20 protein-coding genes and 1 tRNA gene are annotated in these 18,446 nt (G+C 47.4%); 8 read left to right on the forward strand and 13 right to left on the reverse strand.

The genetic code is table 11. From position 1 onward, the window contains the following. Positions 1–360 precede the first annotated feature (360 nt). Positions 361–1,515, reverse strand: a complete 1,155-nt coding sequence (pdxA, locus tag H6F77_RS13305) for a 4-hydroxythreonine-4-phosphate dehydrogenase PdxA (protein ID WP_190489207.1) — start codon at positions 1,513–1,515, stop codon at positions 361–363. Positions 1,516–1,546: 31 nt separating this feature from the next. Between pdxA and petM the strand changes: the two genes are divergently transcribed. The 6 genes from petM (at position 1,547) to H6F77_RS13335 (ending at position 6,458) form a co-directional block, all read left to right on the forward strand. Further along, a complete protein-coding gene (gene petM, locus H6F77_RS13310) occupies positions 1,547–1,678 on the forward strand; it encodes a cytochrome b6-f complex subunit PetM (protein WP_514131590.1) in 132 nt (43 codons plus the stop codon). Positions 1,679–1,932: 254 nt separating this feature from the next. Further along, positions 1,933–2,910 (forward strand): SDR family oxidoreductase, encoded by a 978-nt coding sequence (locus tag H6F77_RS13315; protein WP_190489208.1) that lies wholly within the window; start codon positions 1,933–1,935, stop codon positions 2,908–2,910. A gap of 268 nt (positions 2,911–3,178) precedes the next feature. Continuing rightward, entirely contained in the window at positions 3,179–4,096 is a 918-nt protein-coding gene (locus H6F77_RS13320; RefSeq protein ID WP_190489209.1) for an NAD(+) kinase, read from the forward strand. 209 nt (positions 4,097–4,305) lie between these two features. Next, positions 4,306–5,001 carry a response regulator transcription factor NblR gene (gene nblR / locus H6F77_RS13325; protein ID WP_190489210.1) on the forward strand — a complete coding sequence of 232 codons (696 nt, stop codon included), beginning with the start codon at positions 4,306–4,308 and terminating at the stop codon, positions 4,999–5,001. A gap of 117 nt (positions 5,002–5,118) precedes the next feature. Next, positions 5,119–5,658 (forward strand): DUF192 domain-containing protein, encoded by a 540-nt coding sequence (locus tag H6F77_RS13330; protein WP_190489231.1) that lies wholly within the window; start codon positions 5,119–5,121, stop codon positions 5,656–5,658. A gap of 608 nt (positions 5,659–6,266) precedes the next feature. After that, the gene (locus tag H6F77_RS13335) at positions 6,267–6,458 is read left to right on the forward strand and encodes a DUF2949 domain-containing protein (RefSeq protein ID WP_190489211.1); all 192 of its coding nucleotides are present in this window, start codon (positions 6,267–6,269) and stop codon (positions 6,456–6,458) included. A 185-nt stretch (positions 6,459–6,643) separates the two neighbouring features. On the opposite strand, the gene H6F77_RS27570 is transcribed toward H6F77_RS13335, so the two are convergent. The 8 genes from H6F77_RS27570 to H6F77_RS13370 all read right to left on the reverse strand — a co-directional run bounded on the left by H6F77_RS27570 (position 6,644) and on the right by H6F77_RS13370 (position 13,852). Then, a complete protein-coding gene (locus H6F77_RS27570) occupies positions 6,644–6,787 on the reverse strand; it encodes a hypothetical protein (RefSeq protein ID WP_206753461.1) in 144 nt (47 codons plus the stop codon). 1 nt (position 6,788) lies between these two features. Continuing rightward, positions 6,789–7,280, reverse strand: coding sequence for a hypothetical protein (locus tag H6F77_RS13340; RefSeq protein ID WP_190489212.1), 492 nt, complete (start codon positions 7,278–7,280; stop codon positions 6,789–6,791). A 391-nt stretch (positions 7,281–7,671) separates the two neighbouring features. Further along, positions 7,672–8,826, reverse strand: a complete 1,155-nt coding sequence (locus tag H6F77_RS13345; RefSeq protein WP_190489213.1) for a pyridoxal-phosphate-dependent aminotransferase family protein — start codon at positions 8,824–8,826, stop codon at positions 7,672–7,674. A gap of 282 nt (positions 8,827–9,108) precedes the next feature. Then, entirely contained in the window at positions 9,109–10,434 is a 1,326-nt protein-coding gene (locus H6F77_RS13350) for a coiled-coil domain-containing protein (RefSeq protein ID WP_190489214.1), read from the reverse strand. Positions 10,435–10,558: 124 nt separating this feature from the next. Further along, positions 10,559–10,837, reverse strand: a complete 279-nt coding sequence (locus H6F77_RS13355; protein WP_190489215.1) for a DUF5340 domain-containing protein — start codon at positions 10,835–10,837, stop codon at positions 10,559–10,561. Positions 10,838–10,928: 91 nt separating this feature from the next. Beyond that, positions 10,929–11,855 carry an indole-3-glycerol phosphate synthase TrpC gene (trpC, locus tag H6F77_RS13360; RefSeq protein WP_190489216.1) on the reverse strand — a complete coding sequence of 309 codons (927 nt, stop codon included), beginning with the start codon at positions 11,853–11,855 and terminating at the stop codon, positions 10,929–10,931. A 188-nt stretch (positions 11,856–12,043) separates the two neighbouring features. Continuing rightward, on the reverse strand, positions 12,044–13,477 hold the full coding sequence (lpdA, locus tag H6F77_RS13365; RefSeq protein ID WP_190489217.1) for a dihydrolipoyl dehydrogenase: 1,434 nt from the start codon (positions 13,475–13,477) through the stop codon (positions 12,044–12,046). Between the two features lie 192 nt (positions 13,478–13,669). After that, complete coding sequence (locus H6F77_RS13370; protein WP_190489218.1) at positions 13,670–13,852, reverse strand: hypothetical protein; 183 nt, start codon at positions 13,850–13,852, stop codon at positions 13,670–13,672. Positions 13,853–14,034: 182 nt separating this feature from the next. Here H6F77_RS13370 and H6F77_RS13375 point away from each other — a divergent pair, with 182 nt between their 5' ends. Next, on the forward strand, positions 14,035–14,271 hold the full coding sequence (locus H6F77_RS13375) for a hypothetical protein (RefSeq protein ID WP_190489219.1): 237 nt from the start codon (positions 14,035–14,037) through the stop codon (positions 14,269–14,271). On the opposite strand, the gene H6F77_RS13380 is transcribed toward H6F77_RS13375, so the two are convergent. Further along, positions 14,261–15,046: a TrmH family RNA methyltransferase gene (locus tag H6F77_RS13380; RefSeq protein WP_190489220.1), complete on the reverse strand. Its 786-nt coding sequence runs from the start codon at positions 15,044–15,046 to the stop codon at positions 14,261–14,263. The genes H6F77_RS13375 and H6F77_RS13380 overlap by 11 nt on opposite strands. An 85-nt stretch (positions 15,047–15,131) precedes the next feature. Beyond that, positions 15,132–15,215 (reverse strand) — tRNA-Leu (locus tag H6F77_RS13385). A gap of 221 nt (positions 15,216–15,436) precedes the next feature. On the opposite strand from H6F77_RS13385, the gene murA reads away from it, so the two are divergent. Continuing rightward, the gene (gene murA, locus H6F77_RS13390; RefSeq protein WP_375335939.1) at positions 15,437–16,795 is read left to right on the forward strand and encodes a UDP-N-acetylglucosamine 1-carboxyvinyltransferase; all 1,359 of its coding nucleotides are present in this window, start codon (positions 15,437–15,439) and stop codon (positions 16,793–16,795) included. A gap of 220 nt (positions 16,796–17,015) precedes the next feature. Here murA and thyD read toward each other — a convergent pair whose 3' ends face one another. Both thyD and psb28 read right to left on the reverse strand, forming a co-directional pair. Continuing rightward, entirely contained in the window at positions 17,016–17,921 is a 906-nt protein-coding gene (gene thyD, locus H6F77_RS13395) for a thylakoid membrane protein ThyD (protein WP_190489221.1), read from the reverse strand. A gap of 6 nt (positions 17,922–17,927) precedes the next feature. Then, complete coding sequence (psb28, locus tag H6F77_RS13400; protein WP_190489222.1) at positions 17,928–18,305, reverse strand: photosystem II reaction center protein Psb28; 378 nt, start codon at positions 18,303–18,305, stop codon at positions 17,928–17,930. Positions 18,306–18,446: the final 141 nt, after the last annotated feature.

Here is an 18,446-nt window from a genome sequence, read left to right on the forward strand (position 1 = left end):
CTTCTATGACCGGAGATATAAACGAGAATTCTCTGAGATGCACCGATTTTACGACCGCCTGTTAGGGGACAACAGTTAATTTACCTGATTTTGGGCTTAACCGAGAAGTATTGAGTTTACTGGAATAAAAGTAAAACCAAGAATTTATCAAAACGATATCTTTATAAAAGATAGTAAGAAATTTAATCCTAAATAATTAGCAGTAACGAGATACCACACTTATCTAAGAAGTCTGGTATCTGAAGATATCCGTTTCTTCCCTCAACTCATTCCTTATCTAAAAGATTAAAATTAAACGCGATTTTACCAGCTAGCAGATATAGATGGCTACCCCACTTTACCCACAACTTAAAAACTTACTTACACCACCGTTTTAGCAGCTACTCTCCGATATGCCAACTCAGCCGCAAACTGCAAGGCTGCTACCATACTCGTAGCGTCTGCAATCCCCTTCCCAGCAATATCAAACGCCGTGCCATGATCTGGTGAAGTGCGGATAAAAGGCAGACCGATAGAAGTATTAACCGCACGGTCGAAGGCCATCAGTTTTACTGGAATTAATCCTTGATCGTGGTAAAGCGCTAGATACCCATCGGCTGCATTTTGAGTTTCTCGCGGCTTTGAAGTTCCAGACGCGATGAATCGCGTCTCTACAAGAGGCTCCTCTGCTCCCCTTCTTCCATACCAAGCTTGTCCCGGCTTAACCCACATCGTATCTGGCGGAATCGGCCCATCGAGTTGCAGGCTGGGACGCCGCTGACGTTCTTGCTCTAGCCAAGGAATTAACCAGTCTAGTTCTTCTCGTCCCAGTTGTCCTTGTTCGCCGCTGTGGGGATTTAAACCCGCGATCGCTATTGTGGCTTTCTCTATCCCAAAATCTTCTTGCAAGCACTCCACCAGCAAATCTAGTTTCGATGTCATCAACTGCGGTGACAATGCATCTGCTACTTGACGCAAGGGAATATGCGTAGTGGCTAGTAAAGTGCGGAGAGTCCAGCCAGTATGGGGCGATCGCGCTACAAACAACATCCCAAATCGCTCAACACCAGCACGTTCCGCTAAAAGTTCCGTTTGGCCCGGATAATGATGTCCCGCCGCCTTCCAAGCAGACTTAGCAATTGGCCCGGTAACGATTCCTTGAAATTCTCCAGCTAATGTTCGAGCGATCGCTGTTTCCATATAAGCAAAACTCGCCGCACCACTCGCCGCATTGCCTTCCCCGATAGTAAATTTCCCTTCAGCTTCCCACCCCACATCCATAATCGCCAACTCTGCTGGATCTGCCAAAGTTGTCACTTGCTGCCGCAATCGGTTATAACTTTCCTCCAACAGCGCCCGACTGCCAACAACCGTTATATCGCAATCTTGGATAACTTCTGGGTCTGCAAGTGCCTTCAGCACCACCTCTGGCCCAATTCCCGCCGGATCTCCCAGCGTAATGGCTAACCGGGGACGGGGTTGTTTGTCTGTGACTTTAACAGCAGTTTGTGTAACGAAAGTTTTCTGAGTCTTCATGCTGCTCTAAAATAATCCTGAATAAAAAGCGATGCAAAGGAGCTTTGATATGAGCGGCGAGATGTTAAATGCAGCAGTGTTGTGCTTTACCCTGATTTTAGTGGGTATCGGCTTGGGCTTCTTGTTGCTCAAAATCCAAGGCGGCGAAAACGAGTCCCTCTAGGACATTGCGGGGGAAAGCCACCCCCGCTCATCTATATACAAATATTAGGTAGGCGCGATCGCCCACCCAGTACCTCCCCAGAAAACTAACCAACTGGGGAGGTACTGGGCATTTTTGCATTTTTATCCGCTGCCGTTTGTTCTTCGTATATCACACTCTAGCCAATAGAGCAACTTTGTTAACTTTCTTATAGATGCCAGCTAGATTTCTGATAACATCTTAGAGAAACGTTAAGATTCTTTACTAATTTCTAAATGACTTTATTGATTGTCGGTGCTACTGGCACATTAGGAAGGCAGGTCGCGAAGCGGGCTTTGGACGAAGGTTATCAAGTCCGGTGCCTGGTACGCAGCCCGATGAAAGCCGCATTTTTAAAAGAATGGGGTGCTGAACTGGTACGAGGCGACCTATGCAACCCCCAAACCCTGCCCGCAGCCCTCGAAGGTGTCACCGCTGTAATTGATGCAGCAACCTCCCGCCCTACAGACTCACTCAGTATCAAAGAAGTGGACTGGGACGGGAAAGTGGCACTTATTCAAGCCTGCGCTAAGGCTGGAGTTGAGCGTTTTATCTTCTTTTCTCTTCTCGACGCCGAAAAATACCCCAACGTCCCGCTAATGGAAATCAAGCGGTGTACGGAACTTTTCCTAGCAGAATCGGGATTAAACTACACTATTTTGCGACCCTGCGGCTTTTTGCAAGGATTAATAGGTCAGTATGCCATCCCCATTTTGGAAGGACAGCCAGTTTGGGTGACTGGTGACACCTCGCCAATCGCATATATGGACACCCAAGACGTTGCCAAATTTGCCATCAAAGCACTCTCAACGCCAGAAACAGAAAAGAAAACTTTTCCTGTTGTAGGGAGTCGTGCTTGGGGTGCTTATGAAATCGTGCGCTTGTGCGAACGCATGTCTGGGCGGGATTCTCGGGTATCGCGGATGCCATTGGGCTTACTGCGGACAGTGCGCCGAATCGCTAGGTTTTTTCAGTGGGGATGGAATGTGTCGGATAGGCTGGCTTTTGCCGAAGTGTTGGCAACTGGCAAACCCCTGATTGCGCCGATGGATGAAGTTTATAGCGTTTTTGGGCTAAACCCACAAGAAACCACGACGCTAGAAGGCTATATGCAAGAGTACTTCAGTCGAATTATGAAAAAGCTCAAAGAAATAGACTTCGAGAAATCGAAAAATAAAAAACAGGTGAAAAAGAAGATGCCTTTCACGTTTTAAGATCTCGCGTCCCCGCTTTGGCGCCGCGATACCTTGGTACTTTATTGATTTCCAAGGTGTCTGGGCGTAGCCAGTGGCATTAAAATGTGTGAGGATAAACCTGAGCTTATTCCACAAGATACGGGATTATTATCCACGTCAGTTTGCAGGAACTGATGTAATAAATGCTCGACAGACATCACTATTTGTGCATTCAAAAGAAGGCAGCTATGTGGTGTCTGGAATTGTGACATTCCTGCACATTTAACCACTAAGCCGGATTTGAAGCGTGCCCAAAGCAGGCATTATTTACAATGAAGTCAAACCTTTGGCTTGTCGTATCGCTACAGAGTTGCAAGACAAGCTGACAGCCTCTGGTTGGGAAGTTTGCATGACAGCAGCCGCCGGGGGAATTCTGGGGTATTCTCGCCCGGATCGTCCGGTTTGTCATACTCCCATAGACTCTTTGGTTCCCCCTGGTTTCGATAGTGAGATGAGTTTTGCCGTAGTGTTGGGGGGAGATGGGACGGTATTGGCGGCTTTTCGCCAAGTTGCTCCCTGCGGTATTCCGCTGCTAACGGTGAATACGGGACACATGGGTTTCTTGACGGAGACTTTTGTGAACCAGCTACCGCAAGCGTTGGAAATGGCGATCGCTGGCGAGTATGAAATTGAAGAACGGGCGATGCTCAATGTCGGGCTTTATCGCGACGACGTGCTGCTGTGGGAAGCGCTTTGCCTGAATGAAATGGTGATTCATCGGGAACCGCTGACGAGCATGTGCCATTTTGAAGTAGCCGTAGGGCATCACTCGCCTGTCGATATAGCGGCAGATGGCGTGATTATCTCGACTCCGACTGGTTCTACTGCTTATTCTCTCTCTGCTGGGGGGCCAGTGGTGACGCCGGGAGTCCCGGTGCTACAGTTAGTGCCGATATGTCCGCATTCCTTGGCGTCTAGATCTTTGGTGTTTGCCGATACTGAACCCGTGACCATTTTCCCAGCAAGTAACGATCGCCTGATCATGGTGGTGGATGGAAATGGTGGGTGTTATGTATTGCCGGATGACAGGGTGCGCGTGAAGCGATCGCGCTATTCCGCCCGGTTCATGCGCTTGCAGTCGCCTGAGTTTTTCAAAATTTTGCGAGAAAAATTGGGCTGGGGTTTACCTCACATTGCTAAACCAACATCTGTAGAGTTGCCTTAGTTTAGAGGTCAAATGGGCAAGATGGCCATTTCACAAAAAATTTACTATTTAGGGGCGCGATCGCTCTTGTCTCTTAACTGTCGTGAGTAAAAACACTCGTAGGGAACTTTGGCGTGTACACTTGAGTCATTGCTGACTTAAAAATATGGCAGTCCTTTAACAACAATCTGGGCTGCTGCCCAGCGTGAAGGTAAAGGTTAATGCATCCTATGAGTACAAGTATTCTTGATTCCAACCCCTGCGTACTGCTCGTTGAAACAGACGAATCCCTGGCTCAAAGGGTCAGTCTTGACTTGAGAGAAGCAGGCTATGTAACCATCGTCGCATCAGATGCCAGTAGCGGTTTCCATCAAGCCTGCGAACTTCAGCCTGCTATGGTGGTTGTAGATCGAGCGCTACCCGGAGAAGCAGGGTTGAAGTTGTGCAGCCAGATTAGGAATGCAGGTTCTCGCGTACCAGTGCTATTATTAATGTCCCGCGATACAGTTGACGATCGCGTGGCTTGTCTAGATGCAGGTGCGGATGATTATTTCCTCAAACCCTATCGGACAGAACCGTTTTTGCAGCGGGTGCGCCTCTACCTCGAACCAGAAGTAGGTAGCACCGAGCAATTACGCTTTGGCGACTTGATTTTAGACTTGACTAGCCGCAGAGCAATTCGCAATGGACGAACCATCGACCTAACAATGAAAGAATTTGAATTGTTAAGGTTCTTGATGTCTCATCCCCGTGAAGTATTGACCAGAGAACAAATTCTGGAAAATGTTTGGGGTTACGACTTTATGGGTGAGTCTAATGTGATAGAAGTATATATCCGCTATTTGCGTCTCAAAATTGAAGATGAGGGCAAGAAACGCTTGATTCAAACAGTGCGAGGCGTCGGATATGTTTTACGGGAAGCATAAAGGCTTGCTAGGAAGAACGCCAAACAAATAGCGCTTTTGGGGTGCGCGGATGAAACAATAAAGAATAAAAAAGTGGGAGCGATCGCTGTCGTGAAGCTTCGTCTAAGTTTGTTATTGATGTTAGGGTTTTTGCTGCTGGGTTGTTCTTCACCAGTATCAGATACAGATGGCAAAACCAACGCCCAACAGTTACCTAGCGCCGCGTCGCAGCCATCACCTTCACCGACAGCGCAGGAAGTGGAAAACTTGGGTCAAAGTTTGCCCGTTTCAGCCACAGCGACTACGGCTGGCACAAAAATTCAATTGGAAGTCGCACAGACCCCAGAACAACAGGCGATGGGCTTAATGTACAGAACATCTTTAGCGGACGATCGCGGGATGTTGTTTGTATTTAACCCACCCCGACCAGTCGGATTTTGGATGAAGAATACCCTAATCCCCCTGGATATGGTGTTTCTGCGAAAAGGGGTGGTAATGGACATCTCCGCTAACGTCCCTCCCTGCACCACAGACCCTTGCCCTACCTATGGCCCCGGAAAACCAGTTGACCAAGTAATCGAACTGCGCGCAGGGCGGGCAAAAGAACTGGGTTTGAAAGTGGGCGATCGCGTGACAATCCAAAAACTGGATAAAAATACAAATTTACCCGCGCGTTAGTATCTTTAGTGTCTATAATATCCATGTGGAAATTCTACTTACACTTTTGATAAAGTTGCACCAAAAGTAAGGTAGTCTTTCGGAAGATAGAGTTTCAACATCAAGAATTAATTTAATCTTGATGCTTAAACCCATGCTTACTTCCGGCGAACATGGCGGTTTTGAGGCAGAGAGTGTGGCAATTGCTTGGTGGTGTGAGGTCGGTCAAACAAAATAGCACGCACTCATAAATCTCTAGCTTTATGGACGACTGCCAGATAGGTTCTGGAGTACAAGAAATTAAGCAAGCGTTCCCCAGCATTTAGCTAGGGTTAAGCGCTAAAAGCTAACCGCCAGCCTAGTTTCGCGTCTAGTTCGGCGGTAAAATTCCGGTTGCTCTGTAGGAGGATGCGAATCCCATACTAGCGGCTAGGGTGGGGTTGATCCCCGAGGAACCTAGATCTCTGTTTTTAAGTGATTTGAGACACTGGCAGGAAACCTTACCCCCGTCACAATAGAGAGAAAGAACCGGGATTGGCGTGGACAGCTAAAATACTGGCTACTTAATATCTAGAACTTACCACTCACAATTACAAAATAGAGTTTACAAAAAGGAGGTGAAAGCAACTATGGCACCAGCAAACTATTCTCGATTCCTGCGTTTTCTGCAAGAAGATTTGGCCATTTCCAAGGCTTCCATGGCGATCGCTTTGCGACACCGCGAACAAGACCCAGGCCCCTTGCCGATGATTCTTTGGCAATATGGTTTGGTTACACTGGAGCAGTTAGATCGAATCTACGACTGGCTCGAAACGGCTTAAAACTTAGCAATCTGCGAGGAGCAGGAAAATATGTCAGAGCAATTGGGCTTTTGGGTATTTACCCGATCCACAGGCGAAGACTTAAACAAGTATTTTCATTCAAAATTCATTTTTACATCAAGAGCAGGATGATAAGCGTCCCGCTCTTTTTATTTAATATGTTTAGTTGATATTCCCACTATCGATTAATTCTTAGCCACTACAGCAGCCGTAAATGATTCGCCCTGGGAGATACCCAGTTTTTCTAAGTATTCGGATATCTGATAACGCAGCAGAGCAAATTTACTAATCTCAGCATTTATGCCTACAATACCTCTTTCACTAGCCACACTATTTTGGCGGCAGGCATAAAAACTCTCGAATAACATTTACTACTTTAATCTTTTCTGTGCTACTAGAGGTTTGATAAACTTTAAGGGGTACAGCTTTGCTTTGCCGCAAAAAAAGAACAACGTCATAATTAGCGTTGTCGTCGCTATTCCAGCTATTTGATTCCAACTGAACATCTACTATTTCTTTAAGCGAATGTTCGGTAACTTTCATCCCCAGCAAACCTCGTCGCTTAAGCGTTACTTTGCCCAGAGTTTTATCAAAGCCACAGCTGATAACTCCCCCAGCCAAAATCAGCACTAACAAGCCAAGAATTACGAATACTACAGGCAGCAAAGGGAACCACCAGATATAAAACAACCACGTATTATTTTGGCCAATTAGCAACAGCACAAAAGGAATCACTAGCACAAAGACACCTGCCGCTATCCAAACCCCGGCGGGGCGGTGTTGGAGCGTAAGTTTGGTTGCTGTCTTTTCCACAATTTTCATGCCAAGAGAGAGTTAAGTAGGTGGGGGAAATTTAAGCAGATACTATTAAAAGCTAAAAATAATTATTGGCTATTTTTTATCCTCTACCAAAACTCTTTTTTTACCTCATTGGCTGGCTCGCGTGGTAATAAATTTAAATTTTTAGTTAATTAAAGTATTTTCATAATAAATATTAATAAAAATAAGGGTTTTTATAAAAACAAATAACCACTAAACCTTATAAAGTACTTGTGCTGTGCATCATTACGTCATAATATAGTAATTGTATTTGTCTAACCAAATGCTGTCAAAAGTAGGTGGTTGGAGCGCAGGGGACGATCGTCCCTTGCGCGGGGGTTAAAGAGTTGGGAATTGAGAAGAAAGACGCGATGAATCGCGTCTTTAGAAAACTCTAGTTGGTGGTAAAAACTCTAGCAGCAGCAGCAACACCAGCACCGGGAGTAAAGCCTTCGTATCCCAACTCGCGGAGGGTAGCTTCCAAGGCAGCAACAGCGGCAAGGATGTCGCGATCGCTCACAAATCCCAAGTGTCCCATGCGGAAGATTTTACCGGACAGGTGATCTTGTCCACCAGCCAAAACGATATCAAACCGCTTCTTCATCACCGCACGCACTTGTTCCGCGTCCACATCAGTCGGCGCTACGGCAGTAATCGCCGGACTCCCAGCACCCTCAGGCGCAAATAGAGGTAAACCCAGTGCCTTAACAGCATCGCGGGTTGCATTCATTAAGCGCTGGTGGCGGCTGAAGATGTTTTGTAAACCTTCCGCTTTCATCATCTGGAGGGCAGTTTGCAGCGCCACCATCAGGTTAATAGGCGGGGTAAACGGGGTGGTGTTTTTGGCAGCATCTTTGCGGTACTTGCCCAAATCCAGGTAGAAGCGGGGTAGCTTTGCAGTTTTGTAGGCTTCCCAGGCTTTGGAACTGACTGCGACAAACCCCAATCCGGGGGGAATCATGTAAGCCTTTTGCGAACCCGACGCCACTACATCTAGACCCCACTCGTCGATGGGGAGATTTACTGCACCCAAGCTAGTAACGGCATCAACAATAATTAAAGCTTGACCGTGCGCTTTGACGTGGCGATTGATAGTTTCCAGGTCGTTAATTACCCCAGTCGAGGTTTCGCTGTGGGTGATGATGACGGCTTTGATTTCTTTATTAGTGTCGGCTTCGAGTTTTTCGCGGAAGTGTTCTGGATCGAGGGGTTGACCCCACTCCGCTGTTACTTTATCAACATTAAGGCCAAAGGCTTCGCTCAGTTGCGCCCAGCGATCGCCAAACTTGCCGTTACATCCTACCAAAACGCGATCGCCCGCACTTAGGAAGTTAATAATCCCAGCTTCCATCGCACCCGTACCCGACACAGTAAGCATCAGCACATCATTCTGAGTCTGGTGCAACCATTTCAAATTTTCAGTTAACTCTGCAATAACTTTTACAAAGTCACCGCTGCGGTGACCAATTGGGTGCTTTGCCAAAGCGTGTAGCACCCTCTCCGGCACCGGGGTAGGGCCGGGAATCATTAGCATTAGCTTGTCGTCCATCTATCCTTCCTACTTCTATCTAAGGAGCGAAATTTCTGTAGCGCATTATCCAGAATAGTTTTAACTTCTTTGCTTCAGGTGCGGAGTTAAAATTCTTAATTTAAATTTTAAAATTCATACCGTGCCAGGCGATCGCACCAGTTATACCATTTTTGATTTTGCTCGTTCCCAGGCTCTGCCTGGGAATGGGATTTTAGATTTTGGAAGCCTCGCCAGCAGGTAGTTTTAGAACTTCAACCCCATAACCCTAACCAGCGTGGGCGGACCTTAGGGGAGGAACTACTAAGGATCTAGCTTTCTTAAAAACTTAGGCAGGTCTATAGGTCGAGTAAAGCTAGATGGATCGGATGCTCCTAGCGTTGGAGGCGGTGGATTTGAAGTTTCAGCAGCCGAAGGAGATACAATCCCATTTAACAACTGCCCAATTTCATCTGGTGCGTTTGGTAGCAGTGTTTCCAGTACTTGCTTCAACTGTTGAGCGTGGCGCTGGCTGCCATCGTAGCGCTCTTTCCAATAAGCGATCGCGGCTTGGTATTCCCTGGCTTGCTGCTGGTGAGAAATGATAATTTCCTGCTCCCAGTCTTCTAGTTGCGACTCTAGTTCTGTTACGCGGACAACAGCGCGATCGCGTTCTGATGTTAACTCCTCACAAGCTTTTTCCAATTGCGCCCCCTTCCTTATCTGTTGCGCCAGCTCGGTTTCCAGCGTTTCCATTTTGCCAATTAGGGCAGCAATAGTTGTGGTTTGTTCCCTAGCCGTAGTTTGAGTCTGCACCAGCGCCTTATGCAGGTCTTGGTGAGCTTCTAGGGCTGCGTGCGATTGCTTTACTTGTGCTTCTAGCTGCTTTTGGAACGCAGCGCGATCGCTCAGACGACGGTGCAACACCTCAACTATTGTCTCCTGGTATTCCACCTGCCCCTCTAAAAGCGTAATCTTATTCCTAGCAGCGAGGATTTGTGATTCTAACTCTACTACGCGCTGTTGATGGGCTGACCGCTCCTGCTGCCGTTCAATTAGCTGTTTTTCTACCTGCTTTTGACCGCTGTGGATAGCCGTGCGGTATTGAGTTAGCCGCTCGCGCAGGCTTTCTAGCTCTTTTTGCTGCGTCCGGACTAGAATCTCCATCATTGCTAACAAGTCTTGAACTGTTTGGTCTTTGACTTGCGCTTGGGATTTCTGGCTCAAAAGAGCATCATGCTGAGCGTTAAGCTGTTGTTTTAGTTGGGCAAGAGCTTGCTGCTGAAGATTTGCCACTTCCTCGCTTTCGTGAAGTTGCGCTTCCAGCCCCACGCGATCGCGCAGCGCAGCCGATGCTATTTCGTCCTCTTGCCGCCTTAGATCGCTAACAGTTGCTTGCGATTGCTCTAGCGCCTGCTCTAAATCTTGAATGCGATCCTTATGCGATCGCTCTTGCTCTAGCGCTTGGGCTAACTGACGTTGAAGGTCTTCACGCTCCTGTTCCCACTCCAAGGGGACAGACGCCAATGGTGTCTCTACAGGAGCTACAAGATCGGGACTTTGTTCGCCTTCACTTTCTGCCCTCATTTCTGCGGCTGTCGCGGAAAGCGGATTAGACGCGGAATTTTTCTTTGAGTCCTTTTTAGGCACTTAACAGCTTGTGGACATCACTATTTAAATTTTAGATTTTAGATTTTAGATTTGGGCTTTATTCCAAATCCAAAATCATTGTCGGTGGAGTTTCTCCACCGACACCAAATCTAAAACTAGGTTGTTAACTGCTTAAACACGAGTTACCGTTGTTCTTAGCATCTCGCTCAGTTTCCGAGTTAGCGTTATTGAGCGACCAGCGGTAATCAACTGGCAAATTCGCTCGGTCGCAAGCGGCTTCCAATTGCTTTTGTTGCGCCAAGGCTTTGCGGAGCGTAGCGATTAGCTGATGCACCTGCTCTCGCACCGCTGGTTTTTGACTAACGGCGAAAGTAGTTTGACGCTCCAAGAGTTGGAGTAGCAGTTCGTAGTGAATGTGAGATGGAAGAGGTATTGGCTCCATTAAACGCGATCGCCTGTAGTGGACTGATATGTTCGCAAGTATGCGGACGGAAGCGAGAGCAATGAATTTGTTCGTTAGAACAATTCATTCTTCATACTTCCTTCCCAGATGGTGTGTGAGGAGACAAATCACTGAGTTCCGCGGACAGCTTGGCTAGCGCAGCTCCGGGATCGGGCTGTTTTACCAATGACTCGCCAATGAGAACAGCATCAGCACCTGCCGAGCTTACTAGGCTGAGGTCATGGGCGGTGTGCAGCCCTGATTCGCTGATAGCCAATATGCCGCGATCGCGCAACTGGTTTCCCGAAGCCGCCAGAATATCGACGGTTGTTTGCAGGTCAACTGAGAAATCTTCCAAGTTGCGATTATTTATACCTATAAGGGTAAAGCCTTCGAGGGATAACACGCGCTCTAGCTCAGACTGAGTGTGTACTTCAATCAGTGGCGTCATCTTCAAGGCGTTGGTAATTTTAATAAAATACTGGATGTCTTTATCTTCCAGGATCGCCGCAATCAACAATACGGCATCTGCTCCCACGCTGCGAGCTTTATAAATTTGGTAAGGATAAATTACAAATTCCTTACATAACAAGGGCAGATCGACAGACTGGCGAATAAGAGCCAAATTTTCAAAGCTACCTTGAAAGAATTTTTTATCTGTCAGTACCGATAAACAACTAGCTCCCCCTTGCTGATATGAGGAAGCGATCGCCACAGGATCGAAATCTTCCCTAATCGTCCCTTTGCTAGGAGACGCCTTTTTGACTTCAGCAATTACCGCTGGTTTTGTCTTTCCTTGGCGCAAGGCTTCCACAAAGTTACGCGGTGCTGGTGCAGCCTGGACTAAGCGCTGTAATTGTATTAGGGGAACACGTTCCCGCATCTGCTCAACTTCTCTTTCTTTGTACCAGACAATTTCCTCTAAGATATTGCGCGGTAAGGCATCAGGTGCGGGTACTTGGTAGCTTAAGTAGCTGACTGAAACTGCTGGGTTGGGTGAACGTCTGCGAATTTGCATAAATCCAGTTTGGCACAAGCAATGGGGAATGGTTTAGCGGCTAATAGCTAGCTATTATTTCAACGATGGCAATTTTCGCGGCTCAAAAACCCGTTTTCTTTAAGAAAACGGGTTTCTCGGTTCCACACTTAGTAATTCGTCGTCTTTTGCGAATTAGCAATCAACCTCGAACAACTAACAATGAACAATTAGTGAGTCACCAACGCTCGTTTATAGGCTTCGTCCAGCACCTCAGATAGGGTGGGATGGGCGTGAACTATATAGGCCAAGGTGTTGATAGACTGACGATTGGCGATCGCGTTTGCCGCTTCTTGGATCAAATCCGAGGCGTGCAATCCTATAATGTGTACTCCCAAAACCTCTCCGGTATCTTTGCGATAAATTACCTTAGCCATACCTTCGGCTTCACCTTCGGCGATCGCTTTGGAATTTCCCTTAAAATAAGTCTTCGAGGCTGCCACTTCAAACCCCTCGGCTTTGCCCAACTCTTTAGCGGCTGGTTCGGTCATGCCTACAAAGCTAATTTCTGGGTGAGTAAACGCTGCTGCTGGGATGCTGTGATAATCTACAGTACGCTGACGCCCGCAGATATTTTCCACTGCCACGACGCCTTGTGCAGACGCCGCATGAGCCAACATCATTTTCCCCGTCGCATCTCCAATTGCCCACAGGTGCGGTACTTTTTCCCCGCCTGACAGAACTGCCATCGTGTCATCGACGGTAATAAAGCCGCGTCTATCTGTTTCAACGCCTACAGACTCCAGGCCTAAGTCCTTAGTATCTGGGATGCGACCAGTTGCTACCAAGCAAGCATCCACCTCCAGAACATCTACTACTTCTTTAGTTTTGGCGTCGGCTAGCTCAATTATTACGGGCGTTCCAGGAATTACTCTTTTAGCCAACGTGCCCACCTTGGTTTCGATGTCGCGGGGCGCAATCAGCACCCGCTTGGCAAGCGTAGCAATATCCGGGTCGAAACCGGGCATTAGTTGGTCTAGGGCTTCAATCATCGTGATCTCGCAGCCCAACGCAGTATAGATATCGGAAAATTCCAAACCTATGTAACCGCTACCAATAATTGCCACCCAGTTTGGCAACCAGTCCATTTTTAAGGCTTCGTCACTGGTAAAGACAGTTTTGCCGTCAGTTTCAATGCCTGGGGGAACCCAAGGAATAGAACCAGAGGAAATGATAATGTCTTTAGCCGTTATCGTTTTTTCTCCGGTTTCTGTTGTAACTGTTATTTTTTGCTGACTGGCTACCCTACCCCTACCCCGCAGGATATCAACTTTCAGCCGTTGCAGGCTATTGGTAAGGTCGCCGCGAATTTTGCTGACGAGGTTGTTTGCGTGATTGGCGATTCCTTGCCTGTCAAATTCTACGCTGCCTACTTCTATGCCCAGTGCTTTGAGATGGTGAGTGTTGCGTAACTCACGCACCCTACCCGATGCCGCTAGGAGGGCTTTTGAGGGAATGCAGCCGCGATTAACGCAAGTCCCGCCCATATCAGATGCTTCTACAATTGCGGTTTTCAAGCCGCAGGCAACGGCGTGTAGGGCAGCGCCATGTCCGCCCACGCCAGCACCGATGATCGCTAAATCGTAATCAAATCCGTGAGTCACCTTTCTCTCCTGATAAGCGATGCCCTCTTTATTTTCAACTGGACTCACTCGATTAGACAATATGTTAGTTCTGAGTTATGAGTCAGTCAAAACAAAGCTTAATTTCGCAATTTCGGCTTTTAATGCAGATTATGAGGTTGCGTGTCTGTAATTCTGCCTTTTGCTGTCCATTTTTGCAACTGAATCTTTACTCTAACGCACGACATTCAATTGCCCTTTTTGCACGCCCTCGATGACTAGCTCGATCAAATTTAGATCTTCATCGCTTATCCTCGCATCAAGAAGCGCTATTTTTAGCTGTTTGCAGTTTAATTGTGTAATTTTACCGATTGCAAAAATTTGCTCAACTAGCTGATATATCACAGGCTTGTTCATAAACCACGAGGCTTGGGAATCAGGATACTACTACTGGATAAAGTCAACAAAACGAAGTTAAACTCAACATAATGTGTTCAGTGGTGCATTGATTAGTAACATCTGCGATCGCGATTTAGTTGCGGTTTATTTTTAGGCAGTTAACCGTTAGAGCAATTGTAATGTTTGAGGAGTCAAGCACTATGGAACAGGATCGGCGAGATGACCGTCGCGCAGCTGCGATGTCTTTTCTTGAAGCGCTTGACCAATTGCAGGAAACGCTGGCAAAGACTGATGATGATAATAATAAATCAATCCCCGCTAAGTCTAATAAAAAAGAGCGCGTAAAATTCGATCTGAGCGAACTAGAAGACGCTGCGGCGGATATTGACCAATTTTTCCAATCTCTCTATCCAGAATCAAGCGAATCTAAGGATTAAAAGACTGTTGCCGTTGAGCCTCGTATAACATCAAGGCAGCGGCGATCGCTACGTTCAATGACTCTACACCTGGACTCAGGGGTATTGTCACTCGTAAATCTGCTGTTTTTTCAAGCTCTTCAGACAGTCCTGCGCCTTCATTTCCCAGCAAAATCAAAGTTGGACGCCGCAAATCTACCTGCCAATAAGTTAAAGTCGCACTGGGCACTGTCGCCACTACTTGCATCCCCGCCGTCCGACACTGAGAAACTAAAGACACCAAATCCCCAGTGACTGCCATCGGTAGCCGGAACCACTGTCCCGCTGACGCCCGCAACACCTTGGGATTATCCAAATCTACACTATTATCGCTCAGCCACAAACCAGACGCACCAGCGGCAGCAGCGGTGCGAATAATCGTACCCAAGTTGCCGGGATCTTGCAAGGTTTCCAAAACCAGCCCTAGCTGAACTGGCAGTGATGGAGACTGGGCAGTAATGCGAGGTGCTGTTGCGACGACGCCATCAGGTTGTACAGTAGTAGCGATCGCCTTAATGACTTCTGCACTTACTAACTCCGCCCTGGTAGCCCGATTGCAGACGTTTTCCCACAGTTGCTGGTGGCGATCGCGCCACTCAGGCGTACAGCAAACACTCACAAGCGGGTAATTCACCGCACACGCTTCCTCTAGCAAGTGCGTCCCTTCCAATAAAAATAACTGCTGTTCCCGCCGTTCCTTGGAGGAGTGCAACTTGCGGATTTGCTTTACCAGAGAATTCTGGACACTTGTCAACACAATTTTAAATTTTAGATCTTAGATTTTGGATTTTACATCTTAGATGAACCATCCAAAATATCCAATCCAAAATCTAAATTTAGGATGCGGAACCCGGGACTTGAACCCGGAAGTCCTTGCGAACACTAGAACCTGAATCTAGCGCGTCTGCCAATTCCGCCAGTTCCGCTTAAGCACCGTTTTAGTGGCGCGATTTACTATAATGATGCATTCTTATTGTGTTGTCAACTACTTTTTTTATTCCGGAAAATTCAGCGATAACAAAGTACAATGCTTCAACGGCTGAGAACTAGCCCAAAAATATAGACATCTCGAATCTTTCGGGTAAAATCTAAACAAAATTTCAACGAACGCAAAACCATTCCCTTAAAGCTGGAGGATAGACCCATTATCAGCCTGACAGAACTCTCATCTAAGCCTGAAGCAGACAATTCAGTTCTGCAAATTTGGGGCAAACAGACCCTGAAAGGGCACGTAAAAATTAGTGGGGCAAAGAACTCGGCACTGGCTATCATGGCTGGAGCCTTACTGTGCCCCGACGATTTTAGGCTTCGCAACGTTCCCTCCCTCGTCGATGTGACGCGGATGGGGCAGATTTTATCAGCGTTAGGGATAAAGCTGGAGCGGAATGGCGACATTGTAGACATCAACGCTCGGGATATTGGCGAATCTAAAGCGCCTTACGAATTAGTTTCTCAGCTGCGAGCTTCATTCTTTGCCATTGGCCCGATGCTGGCGCGTCTGGGGGTTGCCCGCGTACCGCTCCCAGGGGGTTGTGCCATAGGTGCTAGACCCGTAGACCTGCACGTTAGAGGTCTGCAATCAATGGGCGCCGACGTACAGATCGAGCATGGGATGGTTCATGCTTATGTAACTGGCCCAAATCCCAGATTGAAGGGTGCGAAAATTTACCTCGACTACCCTAGCGTCGGAGCAACAGAGACGCTGATGATGGCGGCTACCCTAGCTGATGGGGAAACGACCATAGAAAACGCTGCTCAAGAGCCAGAAGTGTCAGATCTGGCTAATTTCTGCAACTCGATGGGCGCGAAAATTCGCGGCGCTGGCACAAACACCATCATTATTTCGGGCGTACCCCGCTTGCATTCGACGGACTACAACATCATTCCCGACCGAGTTGAAGCTGCAACTTTCCTTGTAGCAGGAGCTATTACCCACTCGGAAATTAGCCTGTCGCCAATCGTACCAGACCATCTCACAGCAGCGATCGCTAAGCTGCGAGATATCGGTGCAAAAGTGATCCTAGAAGATCGCGATTGTCTGCGGATTATCGGGGCGCAAAGCCACATGGCAACGGATATTGAAACCTTGCCTTATCCAGGCTTTCCCACAGATATGCAAGCGCAGTTCATGGCTTTGCTAACTCTCAGCGAAGGAACCAGCACGATCAGCGAAACGGTGTTTGAAAACCGCTTGCGTCACGTAGCTGAGTTGAATCGTATGGGCGCGGACATTCGTGTAAAAGGCAACCACGCCATCGTTCGAGGCGTATCGATGCTATCAGGGGCACCTGTGGTAGCAACTGACTTGCGAGCTTCAGCTGCGCTTGTATTGGCAGGGCTGGCAGCCGAAGGAAAAACAACGATTAAAGGTTTACACCACCTAGATCGGGGCTACGACAATCTAGAAGATAAGATGCGCCGCCTGGGAGCTAAACTACAGCGCGTACAGGATGATGCAGTGGCGGATGAAGCTGCTACAGCCCCCGCCACAGCTAGTGTTGAGTAAAGTTAAGTAAGGTGGATATTACCCACCTTACTAACTAAAAATCTAAGGGCGGCTTTGATTTGGTTATTGCAATCCCTATTAGGGATTCTTAAACAGCCATCGACGCTCTAATAATTCAAACCAGTCACTGGTATTTAACATATTGTATTTAATACCCTGGTTTGCTTACGGGGGCTTAAGCCCCCGGATATATCTAAATGAAAAGCGCTATAAGATGTAACTACTTCAAAATTTCCTCAAGCGCTTGTTTGACATTTGGATATTGATATTGAAATCCGTAAGATTGTGTTGTTTTAGGTAGAACTTGTTGGCCTTCTAAAACTACTTTGGCTCCGTCTCCCAAAAGTACTTCTAGGGCAAAGCCGGGAACGGGCAACCAGGAGGGGCGATTGAGAACTTCGCCCAACGTCTGACAGAATTCTGCCATGCGGACTGAGTTGGGGGCTGTACCGTTGACGACACCTTGGATATCCGGTCGTTTGAGGGCTGTGAGAATTAGATTAACTAAATCCTCTCGGTGAATCCAGGAAAACCACTGGCGACCGCTGCCGATGGGACCGCCCGCAAACATTTGGAAGGGGGGTATCATTTTAGCGATCGCTCCTCCCATGGCCAAAACTATGCCAATTCGCACAATAACCAGTCTGGTTCCAGCATCTTTTACTTTTTGGGCTTCGGCTTCCCATTCTTTACATACTTGAGCCAGAAAATCGTTACCGGGGGGGCTAGTTTCATCAAAGCTAGCTGTCTCGCTCGTGCCGTAGTAACCAATCGCGGAAGCATTAACTAATACTGATGGTTTGGGGTTAGCTTGCGCGATCGCTTCTACTATCTTTTGCGTCCCAATCTTACGACTGTTGATGATTTCCTGCTTGCGCTCAACCGTCCAGCGCTCCTGTCCAATGGGTTCTCCTGCCAAATTCACTACAGCGTCACACCCAGAAATAGATTGTTGCCAAGAGCCAGATTCTCTGGGATTGTAGGCGACGACTTCAGCATTGGGAAACTTTCTTTTAGCAGCATCCGAGTTGCGCGTTAAGACCAGCACTTGATTACCTTCAGCCTGTAGTCGCTCCACCAGGCGGGTGCCAACAAATCCGGTTGCTCCAGTAATAGCTACTTTCATAATTACCTAGTTATTTTTCGATTCGCTGTAGCCCATGCCATTCGCCTCTGCATAGCGATGCATAAAGCGCATGAATCGCTGCCAATGGTCTTCCTGCTCAATCTCAAACTTACATTCAACCCGCTCTAGGTCATCCCCTTCTGGCCCAGAGAAAATGAATTGTACACCAGAAGGCTCAACACTAATTACGCCTTCTTGGTCAGTTAGCTGCATCGAGTTAGAAAATTTTTTTCTAAAGCTGTTGAATTTTTCTATGGCTCTCAAGCTATTGAAAGTCATTACTACGCTGCGGGCGCCAGAAGTTTTACTCCGCCGCAGGCTGACATTGCTCAGTTCTTCAGGAATCCCTTCAAAAAAATGAATGGAGGGGGTATTAACACTCATGCAAAAATTAAATGTAATTTAGCAATAGTATACAAAAGTTAAATGCAGTCGAGATCTGCAAATTTAGAGCAAATATAGGCTGGGGGCAAAGCACTTGTCATTAGCCGCCACTTCACTTAGCCATAGTCATTTAGCTGGAGA

The organism is Microcoleus sp. FACHB-831 (genome assembly GCF_014695585.1).
Taxonomy (GTDB): domain Bacteria; phylum Cyanobacteriota; class Cyanobacteriia; order Cyanobacteriales; family FACHB-T130; genus FACHB-831.

Coding starts and splice junctions, on each gene's coding strand:
- H6F77_RS13345 (WP_190489213.1), bottom strand. CDS start 8,826: ATGGACGACAAGCTAATGCTAATGATTCCCGGCCCTACCCCGGTGCCG.
- H6F77_RS13375 (WP_190489219.1), top strand. CDS start 14,035: ATGGAACAGGATCGGCGAGATGACCGTCGCGCAGCTGCGATGTCTTTT.
- H6F77_RS13355 (WP_190489215.1), bottom strand. CDS start 10,837: ATGGAGCCAATACCTCTTCCATCTCACATTCACTACGAACTGCTACTC.
- H6F77_RS13330 (WP_190489231.1), top strand. CDS start 5,119: ATGTTAGGGTTTTTGCTGCTGGGTTGTTCTTCACCAGTATCAGATACA.
- H6F77_RS13340 (WP_190489212.1), bottom strand. CDS start 7,280: ATGAAAATTGTGGAAAAGACAGCAACCAAACTTACGCTCCAACACCGC.
- pdxA (WP_190489207.1), bottom strand. CDS start 1,515: ATGAAGACTCAGAAAACTTTCGTTACACAAACTGCTGTTAAAGTCACA.
- H6F77_RS13335 (WP_190489211.1), top strand. CDS start 6,267: ATGGCACCAGCAAACTATTCTCGATTCCTGCGTTTTCTGCAAGAAGAT.
- psb28 (WP_190489222.1), bottom strand. CDS start 18,305: ATGAGTGTTAATACCCCCTCCATTCATTTTTTTGAAGGGATTCCTGAA.
- H6F77_RS13315 (WP_190489208.1), top strand. CDS start 1,933: ATGACTTTATTGATTGTCGGTGCTACTGGCACATTAGGAAGGCAGGTC.
- nblR (WP_190489210.1), top strand. CDS start 4,306: ATGAGTACAAGTATTCTTGATTCCAACCCCTGCGTACTGCTCGTTGAA.
- petM (WP_514131590.1), top strand. CDS start 1,547: ATGCAAAGGAGCTTTGATATGAGCGGCGAGATGTTAAATGCAGCAGTG.
- trpC (WP_190489216.1), bottom strand. CDS start 11,855: ATGCAAATTCGCAGACGTTCACCCAACCCAGCAGTTTCAGTCAGCTAC.
- thyD (WP_190489221.1), bottom strand. CDS start 17,921: ATGAAAGTAGCTATTACTGGAGCAACCGGATTTGTTGGCACCCGCCTG.
- H6F77_RS13370 (WP_190489218.1), bottom strand. CDS start 13,852: ATGAACAAGCCTGTGATATATCAGCTAGTTGAGCAAATTTTTGCAATC.